Source organism: Luteibacter sp. PvP120 (genome assembly GCF_054055715.1).
Map to the genome: position 1 here is coordinate 167,202 of NZ_JBSRXP010000006.1, position 19,053 is coordinate 186,254.

20 protein-coding genes are annotated in these 19,053 nt (G+C 66.5%); 8 read left to right on the top strand and 12 right to left on the bottom strand.

What is annotated here, in order from left to right; translation table 11 throughout:
* Window positions 1-26: 26 nt before the first annotated feature.
* Window positions 27-851, bottom strand: coding sequence for a S1/P1 nuclease (locus ACVKN3_RS13615; RefSeq protein ID WP_285405869.1), 825 nt, complete (start codon window positions 849-851; stop codon window positions 27-29).
* A 173-nt stretch (window positions 852-1,024) separates the two neighbouring features.
* Here ACVKN3_RS13615 and gap point away from each other — a divergent pair, with 173 nt between their 5' ends.
* Complete coding sequence (gene gap / locus ACVKN3_RS13620) at window positions 1,025-2,041, top strand: type I glyceraldehyde-3-phosphate dehydrogenase (RefSeq protein ID WP_036139895.1); 1,017 nt, start codon at window positions 1,025-1,027, stop codon at window positions 2,039-2,041.
* A 102-nt stretch (window positions 2,042-2,143) separates the two neighbouring features.
* On the opposite strand, the gene ACVKN3_RS13625 is transcribed toward gap, so the two are convergent.
* The 3 genes from ACVKN3_RS13625 to hppD all read right to left on the bottom strand — a co-directional run bounded on the left by ACVKN3_RS13625 (window position 2,144) and on the right by hppD (window position 5,778).
* On the bottom strand, window positions 2,144-3,124 hold the full coding sequence (locus ACVKN3_RS13625; protein ID WP_354514682.1) for a fumarylacetoacetate hydrolase family protein: 981 nt from the start codon (window positions 3,122-3,124) through the stop codon (window positions 2,144-2,146).
* Window positions 3,125-3,141: 17 nt separating this feature from the next.
* Window positions 3,142-4,452 carry a homogentisate 1,2-dioxygenase gene (gene hmgA, locus ACVKN3_RS13630; RefSeq protein ID WP_354514684.1) on the bottom strand — a complete coding sequence of 437 codons (1,311 nt, stop codon included), beginning with the start codon at window positions 4,450-4,452 and terminating at the stop codon, window positions 3,142-3,144.
* A gap of 237 nt (window positions 4,453-4,689) precedes the next feature.
* Window positions 4,690-5,778, bottom strand: a complete 1,089-nt coding sequence (gene hppD / locus ACVKN3_RS13635; RefSeq protein ID WP_285405873.1) for a 4-hydroxyphenylpyruvate dioxygenase — start codon at window positions 5,776-5,778, stop codon at window positions 4,690-4,692.
* 88 nt (window positions 5,779-5,866) lie between these two features.
* Here hppD and ACVKN3_RS13640 point away from each other — a divergent pair, with 88 nt between their 5' ends.
* A complete protein-coding gene (locus ACVKN3_RS13640; RefSeq protein ID WP_354514686.1) occupies window positions 5,867-6,367 on the top strand; it encodes a MarR family winged helix-turn-helix transcriptional regulator in 501 nt (166 codons plus the stop codon).
* Between the two features lie 279 nt (window positions 6,368-6,646).
* Here the strand turns inward: ACVKN3_RS13640 and ACVKN3_RS13645 are convergent, their stop codons facing one another.
* Entirely contained in the window at window positions 6,647-8,155 is a 1,509-nt protein-coding gene (locus tag ACVKN3_RS13645; RefSeq protein ID WP_285405677.1) for a peptide MFS transporter, read from the bottom strand.
* Between the two features lie 340 nt (window positions 8,156-8,495).
* The gene (locus ACVKN3_RS13650) at window positions 8,496-9,344 is read right to left on the bottom strand and encodes a tryptophan 2,3-dioxygenase (protein WP_354514688.1); all 849 of its coding nucleotides are present in this window, start codon (window positions 9,342-9,344) and stop codon (window positions 8,496-8,498) included.
* A 229-nt stretch (window positions 9,345-9,573) separates the two neighbouring features.
* On the opposite strand from ACVKN3_RS13650, the gene pdhA reads away from it, so the two are divergent.
* From pdhA to ACVKN3_RS13670, 4 genes are all read left to right on the top strand, one after another.
* On the top strand, window positions 9,574-10,653 hold the full coding sequence (gene pdhA / locus ACVKN3_RS13655; RefSeq protein WP_354514689.1) for a pyruvate dehydrogenase (acetyl-transferring) E1 component subunit alpha: 1,080 nt from the start codon (window positions 9,574-9,576) through the stop codon (window positions 10,651-10,653).
* 12 nt (window positions 10,654-10,665) lie between these two features.
* On the top strand, window positions 10,666-11,646 hold the full coding sequence (locus ACVKN3_RS13660) for an alpha-ketoacid dehydrogenase subunit beta (protein WP_036139881.1): 981 nt from the start codon (window positions 10,666-10,668) through the stop codon (window positions 11,644-11,646).
* A gap of 13 nt (window positions 11,647-11,659) precedes the next feature.
* The gene (locus ACVKN3_RS13665; protein ID WP_285405671.1) at window positions 11,660-13,066 is read left to right on the top strand and encodes a dihydrolipoamide acetyltransferase family protein; all 1,407 of its coding nucleotides are present in this window, start codon (window positions 11,660-11,662) and stop codon (window positions 13,064-13,066) included.
* 175 nt (window positions 13,067-13,241) lie between these two features.
* Window positions 13,242-13,532, top strand: a complete 291-nt coding sequence (locus tag ACVKN3_RS13670; protein WP_285405669.1) for a DUF6916 family protein — start codon at window positions 13,242-13,244, stop codon at window positions 13,530-13,532.
* Here the strand turns inward: ACVKN3_RS13670 and ACVKN3_RS13675 are convergent.
* The 3 genes from ACVKN3_RS13675 to ACVKN3_RS13685 are packed head-to-tail and all read right to left on the bottom strand — an operon-like array spanning window position 13,525 to window position 14,850.
* Window positions 13,525-14,046, bottom strand: a complete 522-nt coding sequence (locus ACVKN3_RS13675; protein WP_354514690.1) for a GNAT family N-acetyltransferase — start codon at window positions 14,044-14,046, stop codon at window positions 13,525-13,527. The two genes, ACVKN3_RS13670 and ACVKN3_RS13675, sit on opposite strands and share 8 nt — an antisense overlap.
* The gene (locus ACVKN3_RS13680; protein WP_354514691.1) at window positions 14,046-14,579 is read right to left on the bottom strand and encodes a phage tail protein; all 534 of its coding nucleotides are present in this window, start codon (window positions 14,577-14,579) and stop codon (window positions 14,046-14,048) included. The genes ACVKN3_RS13675 and ACVKN3_RS13680 overlap by 1 nt, the downstream gene beginning before the upstream one ends.
* A gap of 22 nt (window positions 14,580-14,601) precedes the next feature.
* Window positions 14,602-14,850 carry a phage tail protein gene (locus ACVKN3_RS13685; RefSeq protein WP_456991926.1) on the bottom strand — a complete coding sequence of 83 codons (249 nt, stop codon included), beginning with the start codon at window positions 14,848-14,850 and terminating at the stop codon, window positions 14,602-14,604.
* Window positions 14,851-14,911: 61 nt separating this feature from the next.
* Between ACVKN3_RS13685 and ACVKN3_RS13690 the strand changes: the two genes are divergently transcribed.
* Complete coding sequence (locus tag ACVKN3_RS13690) at window positions 14,912-15,475, top strand: autotransporter outer membrane beta-barrel domain-containing protein (RefSeq protein WP_354514932.1); 564 nt, start codon at window positions 14,912-14,914, stop codon at window positions 15,473-15,475.
* 53 nt (window positions 15,476-15,528) lie between these two features.
* Here the strand turns inward: ACVKN3_RS13690 and ACVKN3_RS13695 are convergent, their stop codons facing one another.
* Window positions 15,529-16,674, bottom strand: coding sequence for an acyltransferase family protein (locus tag ACVKN3_RS13695; RefSeq protein WP_354514695.1), 1,146 nt, complete (start codon window positions 16,672-16,674; stop codon window positions 15,529-15,531).
* Window positions 16,675-16,753: 79 nt separating this feature from the next.
* On the opposite strand from ACVKN3_RS13695, the gene ACVKN3_RS13700 reads away from it, so the two are divergent.
* On the top strand, window positions 16,754-17,218 hold the full coding sequence (locus ACVKN3_RS13700) for a YehS family protein (RefSeq protein WP_285405655.1): 465 nt from the start codon (window positions 16,754-16,756) through the stop codon (window positions 17,216-17,218).
* Window positions 17,219-17,288: 70 nt separating this feature from the next.
* On the opposite strand, the gene ACVKN3_RS13705 is transcribed toward ACVKN3_RS13700, so the two are convergent.
* Together ACVKN3_RS13705 and ACVKN3_RS13710 are read right to left on the bottom strand one after the other, a co-directional pair.
* Window positions 17,289-17,618 (bottom strand): hypothetical protein, encoded by a 330-nt coding sequence (locus tag ACVKN3_RS13705; protein ID WP_354514696.1) that lies wholly within the window; start codon window positions 17,616-17,618, stop codon window positions 17,289-17,291.
* 3 nt (window positions 17,619-17,621) lie between these two features.
* Complete coding sequence (locus ACVKN3_RS13710) at window positions 17,622-19,037, bottom strand: tryptophan--tRNA ligase (RefSeq protein WP_285405651.1); 1,416 nt, start codon at window positions 19,035-19,037, stop codon at window positions 17,622-17,624.
* Between the last annotated feature and the right edge of the window lie 16 nt (window positions 19,038-19,053).

Here is a 19,053-nt window from a genome sequence, read left to right on the forward strand (position 1 = left end):
CCTTGTCTTCGAATTCGGGACGCGGATCAGTCCAGCGTCTTGTTGAGCAGGTCGGCGAGACGCTTGCCTGCCTCGCGCAGGCGGGTCTCCGCGACCGGAAGCTGCTTCGCCACGTAGGCGTCGTCGATGGTGTGCGAGTCGGGATAGAAACCGTCGGTGGCCACGATCGAGCAGGATTCCTCCGCCCACTGGGCGTAGGGATTGTCCAGCGGTGCCTGCGGCTTGGGCAGCTGCACCGGCCCCTGCGCGGCCAGGCGGTCGGCGTAGGCGGGCCATTTCAGGTCGCGGGTGTAGAGCATCTTCGAGTCCCACACGCTGTGCAGGTTGGTGCCCTTGCCGTCGAACTGCACCTGGTAGTCGTTGCCGCCCTTGTCGTCACGGTTGCCGGCGTGCAGCGGCTGGTGCACGTCGCCCACGAAATGGACGACGAACTTCAGCGCCTCGGCCCGCTCGGCCTGCGACTTGTGGCGGTCGCCCAGGATGGCGACGTACTTCTCGAGGCCGCCCACGACGCATTTTCCGTCCGCGCAATCGCGGGCGGGCACGTAGTGGCACTTACCGTCCACGAAATCCATGTAGTGCAGCGGGCCCGTGGCCTTGCCCAGCGCCTTGGTGGCGGGGTCGTCGCGGAGGCGATCGGGCCAGCTGGCGATGTCCGGCAGGGGATCGGCGGTGCCGGTATCCCCGAGCAGGCGCTGGATTTCCGCCTTGGCGGCGGGGTCCAGCTGGCGCCAGGCCAGTTCGGCGACGATCCGGTGGCCGATGTCGCCCCAGGCATGGACACTGGCGAAGGCCGGAAGGGCGAGGGCCAGCAGGGTGGCGATGGTGCGGCGCTTATGAACGGCGTTCATGGACAGGTAAACGTTTCCGGACGGGGCGAACGCCCAAGTGTGCCACAGCCGGACGAGCACACGGATGACAAATCGCGGCGGTGCAGCAAGCCGGCCCCTGCGACGTTCCGCTACCATGGAGGTTTACGCCACCTGCCCTTACCTCGTTAGCAAATCCCACCCGGAGGCTGCACATGACCATCAAGGTCGCCATCAACGGTTACGGTCGCATCGGTCGCAACATCCTGCGCTCGCTCTATGAGTCGAAGAAGAACGGCCAGGACATCCAGATCGTCGCGATCAACGATCTCGGCAACGCGGAAACCAACGCCCACCTCACCCAGTACGACACGGCCCACGGCCGCTTCCCGGGTGAAGTCTCGGTCGACAACGGCGACCTGATCGTCAACGGCGACCGGATCAAGGTTTTCGCCGAGCGCGATCCGTCCAAGCTGCCCTGGGGCGAGCACGGCGTCGACGTGGTGCTGGAATCCACCGGCTTCTTCACCTCCAAGGCCAAGGCCAGCGCGCACATCGCCGGCGGCGCCAAGAAGGTGATCATCTCCGCGCCCGGCGACAAGGACGTGGACGGCACCTTCGTCATGGGCGTGAACGACGACAAGCTGACCTCGAAGCTGGAAGTCATCTCCAACGCCTCCTGCACCACCAACTGCCTGGCGCCGCTGGCCAAGGTGCTGCACACGAAGATCGGCATCGTGCACGGCCTGATGACCACGATCCACGCCTACACCAACGACCAGGTGCTGACCGACGTCTACCACTCGGACCTGCGCCGCGCCCGTAGCGCCACGCACAGCCAGATCCCGACCAAGACCGGCGCCGCCGCGGCGGTAGGCCTGGTGCTGCCGGAACTCAACGGCAAGCTGGACGGTTTCGCCATGCGCGTGCCGACCATCAACGTGTCCGTGGTCGACCTGACCTTCACCGCCGCACGCGCGACGACCAAGGAAGAGATCGACGCTGCCATCCATGAAGCCGCCAACGGCGCCATGAAGGGCATCCTGGCCGTCAACAGCGCGCCGCTGGTGTCGATCGACTTCAACCACAACCCGCACTCGTCGATCTACGACTCGACGCAGACGCGCGTGATGGAAGGCACCCTGGTGAAGGTCCTCTCGTGGTACGACAACGAGTGGGGCTTCTCCAACCGTATGCTGGACATGACCAAGGCGCTGATGGCCGCCAAATAAGGCCAAAACGCCCATGTAGGAGCGCGCGATGCGCGCGATGCCTATGAAAAAACCCCGCACGTCACCGTGCGGGGTTTTTTTTGGTGCCGCTCAGGCTACCGCTCAGACTTGCTGAATAACCTGCTCGATCGCCCCGAAGATACTGGCGCCCGCCTGGTCGACCACGTCGATCTTCACCGTGTCCCCAAACGACAGGAACGGCGTACTCGGGCTACCGTCGCGCAGGGTCTCCACCGTGCGCTGCTCGGCCAGGCAGGACGCACCCTTGCCGGTGTCCTCGTTGGCGATGGTGCCCGAGCCCACCAGCGTGCCAGCGGTCAGCGGGCGGGTCTTCGCCACATGCGCAACCAGCTGCGAGAAATCGAACTGCATATCCACGCCGCACTCGGCCTCGCCGAACCACTGGCCGTTGATCCAGGTGCGCATGGGCAGGTGCAGCTTGTCGTCCTTCCAGGCGTCGCCCAGCTCGTCGGGAGTGACGAACACCGGGGACAGCGCGGAGCGCGGCTTGGACTGGACGAAGCCGAAGCCCTTGGCCAGCTCGCCGGGAATCAGACCCCGCAGCGAGACATCGTTGACCAGCCCTACCAGCTGGATGTGGCCGCTGGCCTGCGCGGGCGTCACGCCCATGGGCACATCATCGGTGACGACCAGCACCTCGGCTTCCAGGTCGATGCCGAAATCCTCACTGGGCACGACCACGGGATCGCGCGGACCGAGGAAACCGGCGCTGGTGGCCTGGTACATCAGTGGATCGGTGTAGAACGAGGCGGGCACCTCGGCGCCGCGGGCGCGACGAACACGCTCCACGTGCGGCAGGTAGGCACTGCCGTCCACGAACTCGTACGCACGCGGCAGCGGTGCGGCCAACCGCGCCATGTCGAGCGCGAATGCACCGTCCGCCGTGCCCTCATTGAGGTCTTCGGACAGCGCGTTGAGGCGCGGCGCCAGGGTGTTCCAGTCGTCCAGCGCCGCCTGCAGGGTGGCCGCGATGCCCGAGGCCTTCACGGCACGCGACAGGTCGCGGCTGACGACGATGAGCGTGCCATCGCGGCCGCCTTCCTTCAACGAAGCGAGTTTCATGCGTTTCCTTTAAACGATCAGACCGTGGGCGGCGTGAAGTGCTTCTTCAGGTCGCGCCAGCAGGCGTAATAGTCGCCTTGCAGCGCGCCGGACGCCAGCGCCTGTCGCGTCGGCCGGATGACCTTGCGCGTTTCGAACATGAAGGCCATGGTGCCCGTGATGTGGTCCGGGTGCGATACGTCCGCCGCGGAGGCCTTCTCGAAGCTGGCCGCATCGGGGCCATGGCCGCTCATGCAGTTGTGCAGGCTGGAACCGCCGGGCACGAAGCCGCCGGCCTTCGCGTCGTAGGCACCATCGATCAGGCCCATGAACTCGCTGGCCACGTTGCGATGGAAATACGGCGGGCGGAACGTATGCTCCGCCACCAGCCAGCGTGGCGGGAAGATCACGAAATCCATGTTGGCCGTACCCGGGGTGTCGCTGGCCGAGGTAAGCACGGTGAAGATCGACGGGTCCGGGTGATCCACGGCGATGGAGCCGATGGTGTTGAAGCGACGCAGGTCGTACTTGTACGGCGCGTAGTTGCCGTGCCATGCCACCACATCCAACGGCGAGTGATCGATGTTGGCCGACCATAAGGCGCCCTGGAACTTGGCGACCAGCGCGAAATCCCCGTCCAGGTCCTCGTACTCGGCGACCGGGGTCAGGAAATCGCGCGGATGGGCCAGGCCGTTGGCACCGATGGGGCCGAGGTCGGGCAGGTGCAATAGCGCGCCGAAGTTCTCGGCGACATAGCCACGCGCCTCGCCATCGGGCAACTCGACCAGGAAGCGCACGCCGCGCGGCACTACCGCAATCTCCAGTGGCTGGACATCGAGTACGCCCAACTCGGTGCGGATGCGCAGGCGACCCTGCTGCGGGACGATCAGCAGCTCGCCGTCGGCGTCGTAGAAATAACGCCCCTGCATCGAGCGATTGGCGCAGTACAGGTGGATACCGATGCCCGCCTGCTCTTCCGCGCCGCCGTTGCCACCCATGGTGACCAGGCCGTCGAGGAAATCCGTCGGTGCGGAAGGCATCGGCAGCGGATCCCAGCGCATCTGGTTCGGCGTAGCGGGGGCTTCCTGGAAGCGGTTGTGGAACGTCGGATGCCCGAGTTCGGTGAACGGCGAATGCTGGGCCGCCGGGCGAATGCGATAGAGCCAGCTGCGCCGGTTGCTATGGCGCGGCGCGGTGAACGCGCTGCCCGAAAGCTGCTCGGCATACAGCCCATGCGCCACCCGCTGGGGCGAGTTCTGGCCGACCGGCAGCACGCCGGCGACGGCTTCCGTGGCGAACTCGTTGCCGAAACCGGTCTGGTAACCGTGGGTATCGTCGGTATGGCTCATCGTGGTGTCCTGTGTCGATGACAACCTGCGTGGGTGGAACCTGCATGGCCGAGACACGACCTGCATGGGCAAACCGCGCGGTGCGGGAAGAACGAAACCCCATGTAGGAGCGCACGATGTGCGCGAAAGACTCTACGTCGTGCCCGTCGAGCTGACGCGCCAGCTTGAACGGTTACGCGAAACGGCATCGCGCACATCGTGCGCTCCTACGTGCGTTTTTCCACACCCGGGCTTCTTTTAGAGCACGCCGCGGCGCATCTGGTCGCGTTCGATGGACTCGAACAGCGCCTTGAAGTTGCCGTTGCCGAAACCTTCGTTACCCTTGCGCTGGATGATCTCGAAGAAGATCGGCCCGATGGTGTTCTGCGTGAAGATCTGCAGCAGCAGCTTCTTCTTGGTCTCGTCGTCGGCGTCGATCAGCAGTTTGTTCTTCTGCAGGCGCGAAATGTCTTCGCCATGATCCGGCACGCGCACGTCGATCACTTCGTAATACGTGTCCGGCGTCTCGAGGAACGCCACGTCCTGCGCGCGCATGGCTTCCACCGAGGCATAGATGTCGTCGGTGAACAGGGCGATGTGCTGGATGCCCTCGCCGTTGTATTCACGGATGTACTCGTTGATCTGCGACTTTTCGTCCGACGACTCGTTCAGCGGGATGCGGACCATGCCATCCGGCGCGGTCATCGCCTTGGACACCAGGCCGGTCTTGGCGCCCTTGATGTCGAAGTAGCGGATCTCGCGGAAGTTGAACAGCCGCTCGTAGTAGTCGGACCACTTCTGCATGTTACCGAAGTGCAGGTTGTGGGTCAGGTGATCGATGAAGGTCAGCCCGAAGCCCTTCGGGTGGCGATCGACGCCCGGCAGCCACTCGAATTCGCCATCGAACACGTCGCCCTTGGCGCCGTAGGTGTCGATGAGGTAAAGCGCGCAACCGCCGATGCCCTGGATCGTCGGGACGTCCAGCGCCAGCGTGTCGGCCTTGAGCAGGATCTTCTCGGCACCGTTGGAAAGCGCGGTGGCCTGCACATCGGTGGCGGGGCGATTGAAGCGGATCGCGAAACCGCAGGCGCTGGGACCGTGCTCGGCGGCAAAATCCGACGCGAACGAGTTGGGTTCCTCATTGACGAGGAAGTTGCACTCGCCCTGGCGATACAGGGTAATGGCCTTGGTGCGGTGCTTTGCCACCGCGGTGAAGCCCAGCCTCGGGAACAGCGTGTGCAGCAGCGCGGCATCGGGTGCGGCAAACTCGACGAACTCGAAGCCGTCGACACCCTGCGGGTTCTCGAAGGTGGTGACTTCCATACCGATATTGGGCTGGGCGCTCATGGGCGATACTCCTGGCGTGGGCACGGCTCGGGCCGTCTGCCCTCCCTTATAGTTTCACTTGTAACCATTTGCAAGGATCAGCGCACTAATGACTTTCGAACCCGTCCCGGCCCATGCCCCCCTGGAGCTGGAACGCTTCCTGCCCTACCGCTTGTCGATCCTGTCCAACACGGTCAGCCAGTCGATCGCGGCCGAGTACGAGGGGCGCTTCCAGTTGAGCATGACCGAGTGGCGCGTGATGACGATCCTGGCCCGTTTCCCGGAGATTTCCGCGCGGGAAGTGGTCGAGCGCACTGCCATGGACAAGGTGGCCGTCAGCCGCGCCGTAGCCCGCCTGGTCGAGAAAGGCCGCGTGGACCGCGGCACGCACGATGACGACAAGCGCCGCTCCGTGCTGCAGCTGTCCGAGGCCGGCTGGGCCATCCACGATGAGGTGGCCCCCATGGCCCGCGCCCACGAGCGCGAGCTGCTGGCCCGACTGGACGAGGCCGAGCGCGCACAGCTCGACATCATCCTCGACAAACTCCTCCACCCGGCGGGGTCGGCAGGGTCGGCGGCGGCCGCAGGCTCGACGTCGACCAAGGGGTAGGAGCGCACGCACGTGCGCGAACCCTCACCGTTGCGATGGCGACGGAGGCCGCGCTTCACATCGGGCCAGGCGGCTCCAGGCGTCGAACGAGCGAATACCGGATGCACGGAAGTGCTTGCTCGTGCGGGCGGTCGGGCGGGCGGGCGGGCGGTCGGGCAGCATCTGTCGCGTGGTGCAAGGGTGAGGGTTCGCGCACGTGCGTGCGCTCCTACACACCCCAGGCACCTTGCAAGGACGCCGGTACCTGGGCGCGCGCCCAGGCCTGGCGTCGTGGGGGCGTTATTTCACCCCGTGCATCAAGCGGTTGATCAGTGGGGCGATGAGGAACAGCAGGATGCCCGAGCCGATCAGCAGTTCGAAGCTGAAGGTGAAGCCGGACAGCGCGGAGCCGATGGTGATGCCGGTCTCGCCGCTGATGTGGCCGGCCAGCAGTCCGGACAGGTTGTTGCCGATGGCGGTGGACAGGAACCAGCCACCCATCGCCAGGCCCACGACCCGTAGCGGCGCCAGCTTGGTGACCATCGACAGGCCGATCGGCGAAAGGCACAGCTCGCCAATGGTCTGCATGACGTAGCACATGGCCAGCGGCCAGAAGGGAATGAGGTTGTCGGCGCCCACGAGGCGGGTCAGCGCATACATCAGCACCAGGAAGCCCAGCGCGTTGAACATCAGGCCCAGGCCGAACTTGCGCGGGATGGACGGTTCCTTGCGGCGCTTCGCCAGCCAGCCCCAGCTGAGGGCGACGACGGGCGCGAAGACGAGGATGGCCGCGGAGTTGAGCGACTGGAACCAGCCGGTGGGGAATTCCCAGCCGCCGAACATGCGCCGGTCGACGATGTTCTGGGCCAGGAAGTTCAGCGAGCTGCCGGCCTGCTCGAAGAACATCCAGAACAGCACGTTGAAGGCGAACAACAGCAGCATGGCGATGACACGGTGGATCTGGATGCGGTCGTGGCGCACGGCTTCGACCACCAGCATGATCGCCACGCCGATGAACAGCACGCCGAGCAGCCAGGCGATCAACACCGCGCCAGCGTAAGCCATGAGCAGGTAGACCAGCGGGATGGCGACGAGGATGCCCACCAGCACCGCACCCAGGTTCTTGCCGGCGTGGCGCTCCGGCGGCGGCACGCCCACGCCCTTGAGCTGTTTCTTACCGATCAGGAACCAGATGAAGCAGATCACCATGCCGACGCCGGTGGAGGCGAACACGGCGCGGTAGTTGTCCTGCAGGGGCGTATCCGTCGCCACCGAGGCGATCCAGCCGGTCACCAGCGGGGCGAGGAAACCGCCCATGTTGATGCCCATGTAGAAAATGGTGAAGCCACGGTCGCGACGGTCGTCGCCCTGGCGGTAGATCTGGCCGACCAGCGAGGAGATGTTCGGCTTGAACAGGCCGTTGCCGACGATCACCGTGGCCAGCCCCGCCAGGAACACCTGCTGGTGCGGCACCATGACCATGAACAGGCCGGCGCCCATCACCACCGCGCCGACCAGGATGGAACGCTGGTAGCCCAGTATCCGGTCGGCCACCCAGCCGCCGAACAGGGCCGAGGCATAGACCAGCGCCAGGTAGGCCCCGTAGGTGCGACTGGCATAGCCCTGCCCGGCCTGGTCGCCCTTGAAGAACTCCGCCACGATGTACAGCGTGAGCGCCCAGCGCATCCCGTAGAACGCGAAGCGCTCCCAGAATTCGGTCATGAACAGCATCCACAGGGGGCGCGGATGGCCCATGGTCTGCGGGTAGTCGGGCACGTCGCGTACCTGGCCGGGGGCTGTCGGAGTCATGGCTTCCCTTGTGAACGGTGCAAGCAGGGTGTTTAGCGGGAGGGGGCGTCCGCGTCAAATCCCGCCGTCGCGATCGATACGCGGGTAGGAGCCCACGATGTGGGCGAACCGTCTACGTAGCTACGGCGAAAGAAGCCGACCTCGCGCACAGGCGAGCGTTTTTAGACTCGCCTGGGGCGGCTTTGAAGGGCGTCAAAAAAAGCCGCGTCGTTCGACTCACGGTAACGCTCGCAGGGATGCGATGCATGGCTTCATTCGCCGGGCGTGACCTGAGGGTTCGCCCACATCGTGGGCTCCTACGCGAGCCTGGGTTCGTGGAATGGCCAGCCCCACAGGGTGGTCAGGTGCCCAGGATGGTGCGGACCTCGATCAGCTCGGGGAAGAAGCTTTGCTCCAGCGCCTTGCGCAGGAAGGCCACGCCCGAGGAGCCGCCGGTGCCGGCGCGGAAGCCGATGATGCGCTCCACCGTCTTCATGTGACGGAAGCGCCAGAGCTGGAAGGCTTCCTCCACGTCCACCAGCTGCTCGCTGAGGTGGTATTCGGGCCAGTGGTGCGCCGTGTCCTCGTAGATCCGCTTGAACACCGGCAGCAGGGACGGCTGGCTGCGCCAGGGCTGGGTGAGGTCGCGCTGCAGGATGTCCGCGGGCACCGCATGGCCGCGGCGTGCCAGGTAGCGCAGGAACTCGTCGTACAGGCCCGGAGCCTCGAACACCTTGCCCAGCCGCGCATGGGCCGCAGGATCGTGCTCGAACACACGCAGCATGTCCGCGTGCTTGTTGCCCAGCAGGAACTCCACGATGCGGTACTGCAGCGACTGGAACCCCGACGACGGCCCCAGCACGTCGCGGAACTGCAGGTATTCGGCAGGCGTGAGGGTTTCCAGCACCGCCCACTGCTCGTACAGCTGGCGCTGGATCTGCTTGACCCGGGCCAGCACCTTGAGGGTGCCGTCCACGTCGTCGGCGCGCAGCCGCGCCAGTGCCGCGTCCAGCTCGTGGATCATCAGCTTCAGCCACAGCTCCGAGGTCTGGTGCTGGACGATGAACAGCATCTCGTCGTGGTGGGCCGGCTGGCTGCGCGGCTGCTGGGCGGAGAGCACCTGGTCGAGCTTCAGGTAGTCCCCATAGGTGAGGCGGCCGTCGAGGTCGGTACGGATGCCCGGTTCGATCTCGCGCTGGGGAGGGGTCATCGAAAACTCTTTTCACGTTAGGGGTACCAAGACCCCGCAACCCGCGCCACAGCGCCGTTCCGGGGCCGCCACGGCCGGTTCCATGCTGCGCCGTGCCTTGCCGGGTGATAATACCCCTGATATCTAGTCCGGCTCGCAATGATCGAAAAGCCGCTCGTGCCCCGCTGGATGGGCCGTTCGCTTCCCCACTCGTGCGTGTCGTTTCTAACCCTTCCCCTGGGAGCGAGTCGTGTCCATCGCCGCCAAGTTCGAAATCGAATACCTGCAGTACCTTGACCAGGATGGCAAGGAAACCGGCAAGGAACTCCCCGCCTTCGCCAAGGACCTCGACCACATGGTCGAGCTCTACAAGCTGATGGTGTCCACCCGCGTGTTCGATGCCAAGTCGATCGCGCTGCAGCGCACCGGCAAGCTGGGCACCTACGCCTCGTGCCTGGGCCACGAGGCCGCGCACGTCGGCATCGGTAGCGCCATGCGCCGGGAAGATTCCCTGGCCGTGTCCTACCGCGAATACGGCGCACAGCTGTATCGCGGCGTGAAGCCCCGCGAGGTCTACACCTACTGGGGTGGCGACGAGCGCGGCAACGACTTCCAGGACGCCCCGGCGCACGACTTCGCCTGGTGCGTGCCCATCGGTACCCAGTGCCTGCACGCCGCCGGCTCCGCGCTGGCCTTCAAGATCCGCAAGGAACCCCGCGTGGCCGTCTGCACCATCGGTGACGGCGGCTCGTCCAAGGGCGACTTCTACGGCGCCATCAACGTCGCCGGCGCGCAGAAGCTGCCGATGGTCGCGGTGATCGTCAACAACCAGTGGGCCATCTCGGTGCCCCGCCGCATCCAGAGCGGTTCCGGCACGCTGGCCCAGAAGGGCATCGCGGCCGGCCTGCCCTGCATCCAGGTGGACGGCAACGACATCATCGCCGTGCGCGCCGCCATGGAGATCGCCCTGGACCGCGCCCGCAACGGCGAAGGCGCCAGCGTGATCGAAGCGGTGACCTACCGCCTCGGCGACCACACCACCGCCGACGATGCCCGCCGCTACCGTGGCGAACAGGAAGTGAAGGACGCCTGGGAGCGCGACCCCGTACCGCGCCTGCGCAAGTGGCTCGAAGCCAAGGGCCAGTGGGACGACGCGAAGGAAGAGGCCTGGAAGACCGAGTGCGACGACTGGATGGACAACGAAGTGAACGCGTACCTGGAAACGAAGAACCAGCCGGCAACGGCCATGTTCGACTACCTGTACGCCGAACTCCCGGCCGACCTCGAAGCACAGCGCGAGCTCGTCGCTTCCCTCGATCGCACGTCGTAAGGACTTCTTCCCATGGCACAAATCACTCTTATCGAAGCGGTGACCCAGGCGCTCGCCTATGAAATGCGCAACGACGAAAGCGTCGTGGTGCTCGGCGAGGACGTCGGTGTCAACGGCGGCGTGTTCCGCGCCACCCAGGGCCTGCAGGAGCAGTTCGGCGAGATGCGCGTCATCGACACGCCGCTGGACGAAGGCACCATCGCCGGCCTGACCATCGGCCTGGCCGTGCAGGGCATGAAGCCGGTGGCGGAAGCCCAGTTCGAGGGCTTCATCTACCCGATGATGGAACACATCGCCTGCCATGCCGCCCGCATGCGCAACCGTACCCGTGGTCGCATGACCGTGCCGGCCGTGTGGCGCGCCCCCTGGGGCGGCGGCATCCGCGCGCCGGAGCATCACTCCGAGGCGAACGAGCACCTGTTCACCAACATCCCCGGCCTGCGCGTGGTCATGCCCTCGTCGCCCGCACGTGCCTACGGCCTGCTGCTGGCCGCCATCCGCGATCCGGACCCGGTGATCTTCTTCGAGCCCAAGCGCATCTACCGCCAGTACAAGGAAGAGGTGCCCGACGACGGCGAAGCGCTGCCGCTGGATGTCTGCTTCGTGCTGCGCGACGGCACCGACGTCACCCTGGTGACCTGGGGTGCGCAGGTGAAGGAATGCCTGGAAGCCGCCGACGAACTAGCCCAGCAGGGCGTCAGCGCGGAAGTGATCGACGTGGCCACGCTGACCCCGCTCGACTTCGACACCATCGCCGAGTCGGTGACCAAGACCGGCCGCTGCGTCATCGTGCACGAAGCGCCCAAGACCGCCGGCTTCGGTGCCGAGATCGCTGCCCGCCTGGCCGAGGAATGCCTCTATAGCCTGCTCGCCCCCGTGCAGCGCGTGACCGGTTTCGATACGCACATCCCGCTGTTCCGCCTGGAAATGAAGTACCTGCCCAGCGTCGAACGCATCGTCGAAGCCGCCCAGCGCACGCTCGCCGCCTCCTGAGGAACCGATAGACATGGCCGACATCAAGACCTTTTACCTGCCGGACCTCGGCGAAGGCCTGCCCGACGCGACCGTCGTGGAATGGCACGTCAAGGAAGGCGACACCATCAAGCTCGATGCCCCGCTGGTGTCGATGGAAACCGCGAAGGCCGTCGTCGACGTGCCCTCGCCGTACTCCGGCACCGTGAAGAAGCTGCACGGTGGCGTGGGCGACATCATCGAGACCGGCGCCTCGCTGGCCGATTTCGAGATCGACCCGAATGCGCGCCAGCGTGCCGAGGCCGAGTCCACGGGTCATCACCATGGCCCGAAGAAGAGCGTCGGCAGCCCGGCCCCGGACGACGCGACCAAGGTCGTCGCCTCCGATGACGGCGGCGAGATCGAATCCGACGGCAAGGCCCCGGCACAGCGCGAAGACGAGGGCACCGTCGTCGGCGCCATGGTCAGCGGCAATGCCGTGCACACCGAGCAGGTCTCGAGCGCCGGTGGCGTCAAGGCCGTGCCGGCCGTGCGCGCGCTGGCGAAGAAGATGAAGATCGACCTCACCCGCGTGCAGCCCACGGGCGCGGGCGACGTGATCACCATGGCCGACGTGAAGAACGCGGCGGCCAACGGCAGCGCCACACTCGGTGCCTCCGGGTCGGCTTCTCCCGCGCCCGCACGCCCTGCCTCGGCGCAGCACCTTGCACCCACGCTGCCGGAGCCGGGCCCCGCCCCGTCGCGCACGCCGGTGTCGCTCGCCGGCAAGGCCGTGCGCACCGCGCCCCCGGGCAAGGACAGCATGGGCCAGCCGGAACAGCTGAAGGGTGTCCGTCGCAACATGGCGCGCGTGATGGCCGAAGCACACGCCAACGTCGTCCCGACCACCATCGTCGACGATGCCGACCTGCACGCCTGGATCGGCAAGCAGGACATTACCGCCCGCCTGATCCGCGCCATCGTGACGGCCTGCAAGACGGTGCCGGCGCTCAACGCCTGGTTCAACGGCAAGGACCTGACCCGCACGCTGCACCCGCACGTGGACATCGGCATCGCGGTGGACACGGAAGACGGCCTGTTCGTGCCTGCGCTGCGCAATGCCGACGTGCTCGACGGTGCCGGCGTCCGCGCCGCGATCAAGCGCCTGCGTTCGTCGGTTGAAGATCGCAGCATCCCGGCGTCGGAACTGTCCGGCTACACCATAAGCCTGTCCAATTTCGGCATGTTCGCCGGCCGTTACGCCACCCCGGTGGTCGTACCGCCCACGGTCGCGATCGTCGGCGCGGGCAAGCTGAGCCACGACGTGGTCGCCGTGATGGGTGGCATCGAAGTGCATCGCCGCATGCCGCTGTCGCTGACGTTCGATCACCGCGCCGCCACCGGCGGCGAGGCCGCGCGGTTCCTGAAGGCGATGATCGACGATCTGGGGTTGCCGCAGTAATAGCGGGTTGTCGCAGTAACCGGGGTGCAGTCGTAACCCGGGGTGTTTTTTCGCGCACATCGTGCGCTCCTACATGACCGGATCCTACCGGCGTTTGTAGGAGCGCACGATGTGCGCGATGCTCTTCCCCCAACGAAACCGACCTGCGCAACGCAGGCCACCCGGGAGGGCACCCATGCAGTTCTTCGAGATCCACCACTTCGCCGGCCATCTGAACGAAACCTTCGAGGCCGACGTCGATACCGGCGACGGCAATGCGCCCTTCGTGCTGGTGGAAGTGCAACCGCTGCCCGCGGCGTCCTCGTTCCGCCAGGCGTTCTCGCTGCTGTTCCACAACACCGCGGCGATCCTCTTCGCCCAGCGGACCTATACGATGCGCCATCCGCAGCTGGGTGAATTCGGCATCTTCCTCGTACCCATCGCGCGCGACCGCAACGGCTTCGTCTACCAGGCCGTGTTCAACTAGCGCGCATGCGCCGGTGCATGCCACCGGCCTCGCCTTCGTCGACGAAACCCAGGCGCGTGTAAAGCCGCATCGCGGCGGGATTGTTCACGGCCACGCTGAGCGTGACGGCGGGCGCGATCGCACGCGTAGCCTGCAACAGCGCGGTGCCGATGCCCTGCCCGCGCACGTCCGCCAACAGCGCGATGTCGACCACGTGCCACGCCGCCCCGGATACGTCGAGGTAATAGCGCCCGATGTCACGGCCGTCGCGTTGCAGGAGGAAGAAATACGCGTCCGGGAAGTGACGCACGAAGTGCATGTGCTGCATGCCGAACTGCTGGTCGGCGAAGAGGGCCCGGGTTTCTTCCGGCCAGCCGGTGGCGGCCAGTTCGTCGTCGCGCGTCTGGCGATAGAGTACACGCAGGAAAGGCAGGTCGTGTTCGTCACAGGCGCGCAACCGCACGCCGTCGACGGCCAGCGCCCCCGCCAGCATCCTGCTGGCCGGGCCGGCGACGGGAAAGCCGGGCAGCGTCATCAGTCGAACTGCGGATAGACGCCCTGTAGCGCGATGCAGAAATTCAACGCAAGGAACGGTTGCCGGTTTTCATGCGGCAGGCCGGAGCCGGCAGGCTGTATGGCCAGCGGAGACAGCGTCGTGGAGGGCACCGCCCCCGGCAGGAACGGCGCCGCGGTACTAGGGGTGACCAGGGCGCTGCCCACCGCGGGCACGGACGTCCGCTTGGTCTGGTCGCGTTGCACGTATACCGTTGCGCCGTGCCCGTGTGACGGCATCTCGGGCACCGTCAGGGCATGCTGGAACTCGCCATACACGTTGCCTGCCGATCGCGCCGTCAGCCCGGGTCCGGCGCCGCTACCCCCGGGCGCCCGTGATGTGAGGTTAGGCAGCATGAAGGTCGTCGAGCCGTCGCCACCGTAGGTAATCCCCAGCAGCGAAAACAGCGCCGTGTACTGTCTCACCGGCAACGTCGCGCCGTTGCAGAACGCCCAGTTCACGGGCGCGAAATCGAAGGCGAAAACCTGGATTTCGCCGAAGTAAGGTTCGGTCATGTCGTAGTCGCCTGGCGAGGGATCACGGAGGAGTGGGATAGATGCCGAGATACGCGATGCAGAACGGTACGCTCAGCGTCGGCATGACGTTATTGTGCGGCTGCGAACCACCCTGGTTGCCCACAGCGGCTGTCGCCAACGCGTAGCCGGTAAGGCCGGTGATATCCGGCGTGTACATCGTGTCCGGGGCGATACCGCCAAGCACCGCACTCGAGCTGGGCGTGGCACTGGTGCCTGCGTCGGTCGTGGCGATGCACGTATGGTTGTGCATGGGCAGCTGTGGCGTCGACAGCGTCACCGTCTCGGTGCCAGACTTCTGGCCCGCGACATAGCTGGGCTACCAGTGGCTCGACTTCGACGCACGGCGATACGTGACGGCCGACGGCGGTCGTGTCACCGGCAGCCGCAACGGCAAGCAGGCCTTCGCCTCGGTGGCCTTCGGCTACGAGCACGACGACGGCACCACGCGGCTGACACCGTACGGACGACTGGACGTGTCGCGCGCGCAGCTGGACGGCTACACCGAGCGTGGCGACGCCACCTATGCCCTCGACTACCGCGGACAGACGGTGCGCACGTCCACGGGTGCCCTGGGCCTGCGGGCGGAGTTCCGCCTCAAGCGCGACTTCGGGGTGCTGGTGCCGCGTGTCCGCGTGGAATACCAGCGCGACTTCCAGGGTGCCAGCAACGCGACGATGTCCTATGCGGACCTGCTGGCCGGGCCGCTGTACCGGGCCACCGTGGGCGATACCGCGCGCAACCACACGTTGCTGGGCGTCGGCATCCAGGCGCAATTCGACAGCGGGCTGTCGCTGCGCGCGGAGTACCAGGCGCTGTTCGACTCGGGCACGCACGCCAACCAGTCGATCCTGCTGGGCATCGAGAAGACGTTCTGATCGGGGCGGCTCCACGCATCACCACGATGCATGGAGCCGCAGGCACATGAGCGTCAGGCGTTGCGCCGGCTGAAGCGCGCCCGCAGCCGGCGGTTCAGCGGATCGCCGTAGAAGCGAGCCACCAGCCAGGCACACAGGGCGGAAGCCAGGAAGAAGACCAGCAACAGCGGCAGTTTGCGCTCCGGCGTCAGGGTGGCCTTGGGCACCAGCTCGCGCAGGATGCCCAGCACGATGATATGGAACAGGTAGAGCTCGTAGCTGTGCGCACCCAGCCACGCGAGGGGCGCACCGACACGACGGGCGAACGCGCCACCGGGCAGTGTGGCGACGGCGACCAGGAATATCGCCGCCGCGATACCCATCTGCGTGGCGCCGAAGGCCTCGTTGCCGTCGATACCCCGCATGTATACCCAGCCCATCGCCAGCAGGGCGAGCAGCGCCAGCCACCGGCGTAACATCGGCGTCCAGACCACCTCGCGTGCGGCGACCGCTGCCGCGCAGCCGCAGACCAGCATGTCCACGCAGGCCAGGTTGCCGTACAGGTAGAACAGCTCGTTGTCGTCGTGCAGCCAGCGGTAGGCCGGGCCGATGACGAGGCCGGCACAGCCGACCACCACGCGCTGCCAGGGCCGTCGGGCGATGAGCAGCACCAGCGGGTAGACCAGGTAGAACACTTCCTCGACCGACAACGACCAGTAGACGTTCATCGCGTAGTTGAAGTACCCGACCGACCCCATCAGCACGTTGTGCCAGAACGTCAGCACCGAGACGTCGGCGAGGACGAAGAAGCCGTTGCCCAGCGGCGTGCCCTGCTGCACGTTGGAAAAGTCCGGCAGCCCGGCCAGGCCCAGCACCGTGATGATCGCCAGCGCCAGCACCACGGACGGGTAAAGGCGGAACAGGCGCAGGCGATAGAAATGCCCCAGGTCGATACCGCCCAGGCTGCCGTAGCGGCGGAGGATGTTCGAGGTGATCAGGAAGCCCGAGATCACGAAGAACACGGACACGCCGTAGTTGCCGTTGTAGAAAAGCGTCCGCAGCGTGTCCACCGGCACCCCGTCGGCCAGCGGGCTACGATGCAGCCGGTAGGTCAGCGAGAAGTGCAGCAGCATCACCATGACGATGGCCAGGCCGCGCAGCAGGTCGATGTAGAGGTTGCGCCCGGCGTGTCCGGCGGTGGTGGGCGGGACGAGCGGCATCGGCATCGCTTCCTGGCATCGGACCGGGCAGTCCGTGGTTTATGTTCCTGCCGCAGATCGGCCGGTGTACCCTAGGCGGATGCTCAACAATGACACACTCCGCAGCATCCGCTACATGCTCGACCTCGGCGAGGTCCATGTGGTCGAGATCCTCAAGCTCACCGGCTTCGAGGCCACCCGCGAACAGGTCGATCCCTGGCTGCGCAAGGAAGACGAGCCCGGCTTCGTCGAGATGCCCGATGCGGCCCTGGCCCACTTCCTCGACGGCCTGATCCTGCACCGCCGTGGCCGCGACGAAAGCCAGCCGCCGCGACCGGTGGAGACCCGGGTCAATAACAACGTGGTGCTGAAGAAGCTGCGCGTCGCCTTCGAACTGAAGGAAGACGACATCCTGGCCCTCATGACCAACGCGGGCTTCCGCGTCTCCCGTGGCGAGATCAACGCCCTGTTCCGCCAGCCCAAGCACAGCAACTTCCGCCTCTGCGGCGACCAGTTCCTGCGCAACTTCCTGAAGGGCCTGACTGGCAAACTGCGCGGCGCCTGACGTTATGGCCGCTCACGTGTGAGCCCGCAGGTCCGCGCAGGGCGCAGGGCTGCGCGGGACGGCGAAGCGCTTACCGGCGCTCGCCGCGCTTCCAGACGACCTGGCGCACGATGAGCGCCACTACCAGCACGGCGACGAACGCGCCATAGCCCCACAGTGCCGGCACCACCTGTTGCCAGATGGCGCCACTCTTCGGGCCGAAGCTATCGGCGGGCGGCAGCTCCACCGCGTCGAACGAGACCAGGGCCGCCTGGATCGAAGCGACCACGGCCGCGACCAGCGCCAGCACGTCGAACGCGCGGCGGGTAGCGTTGGTCACCAGCGACTTCGGGTACTGCCAATAGGCCCAGCCCAGCACGATCAGCCAGGGCGCCAGCAGCATCAGGGCCAGGTAGCGCATGGCTCAGCTTGCCTTCTTCGCCGCCGCTTTGGCCGCCGCCTCGTCCGCCGTGACGGCAGCGAGTGCGTCCAGCGCCGCGCGAACGCGAGCCTCGGCCTCGGCGCGGCTGGCTTCATCGGTGAAGGACGGACCCGTGGCTACCGTGGCGCCATCGACCTGCAGCCCCAGCTGATCGCCGACAGCGGCGAGCGAGGCAGCCGCACCGCCCAGCGTCGCCAGCGACTGGCGCAAGGCACCCGCCGCCTTGGGATCGGTAAACGCCTTGGACAGCAGCAGTTCGGCGCCATCCGCATCGAACAGGCGGAAGCGGAAGCTGCCGTCGTCGTCGCGGAAGCTGGCGATGCGCGGCGGGCGCGCTTTCGGCGCAGCGGCCGGCACCGCGGGCGACGTTGCGTCCGCCTGGCGGCGGTAGCGCGGGCTGCGGAGGCCGACGGCTTCGCGCAGCGTCTCCAGCAGCGGCCCGGCCACGGCACGGGCCTTGGCGGCACCGGCCAGCAGCACGTCTTCCATGTCGTCCGGCCGAGCCATCAGTGCTTCGTAGCGATCGCGCATGGGCGCCACGTCGGCTTCGATGCGGTCGAACAGGGCCACCTTGGCCTCGCCCCAGCCCATGCCGCCCTGCAACGACTGCTCGAAGGCCACGGTTTCGGCCGGCGAGGCGAACGCCTTGAAGATCGTGAACAGCGCAGCGTCCGCGGTGTCCTTCGGCTCACCCGGCGCGCGCGAATCGGTGACGATCTTCATGATCGCCTCGCGCATGCCCTTGGCCCCGCCCTCGAACAGCGGGATAGTGTTGTCGTAGCTCTTGGACATCTTGCGACCGTCCAGGCCCGGCAGCGTGGCCACCTGCTCCTCGATGTGCGCCTCCGGCATGACGAAGAACTCGCGGCCGTAGGTGTGGTTGAAGCGCTGTGCGATGTCACGCGCCATCTCGATGTGCTGGATCTGGTCGCGGCCCACCGGCACCTTGTTGGCGTTGAACGCAAGGATGTCCGCGGCCATCAACACCGGGTACATGTACAGGCCCGCGGTGATGCCTGCATCCGGGTCTTCCTGGCCATCGACGTTGCGATCCACGGCGGCCTTGTAGGCATGGGCACGGTTGAGCAGGCCCTTGCCGGTGACGCAGGTCAGCAGCCACATCAGCTCCGGCACTTCGGGAATGTCCGACTGCCGATAGAAGGTGGCGACGTTCGGGTCGAGGCCGGCGGCCAGGAACGTGGCGGCGATCTTCATGCGCGAGGCTTCGACGCGATCGGCGTCGTCGCTCTTGATCAGCGCGTGGTAGTCGGCCATGAAATAGAAGGCATCGACGTTCGGGTCCTTGCTGGCCAGGACGGCCGGACGGATCGCGCCGACGAAGTTGCCGAGGTGCGGCGTGCCGGTGGTGGTGATGCCGGTGAGGACGCGGGTATGCATGGGGACCTTGGGGCTA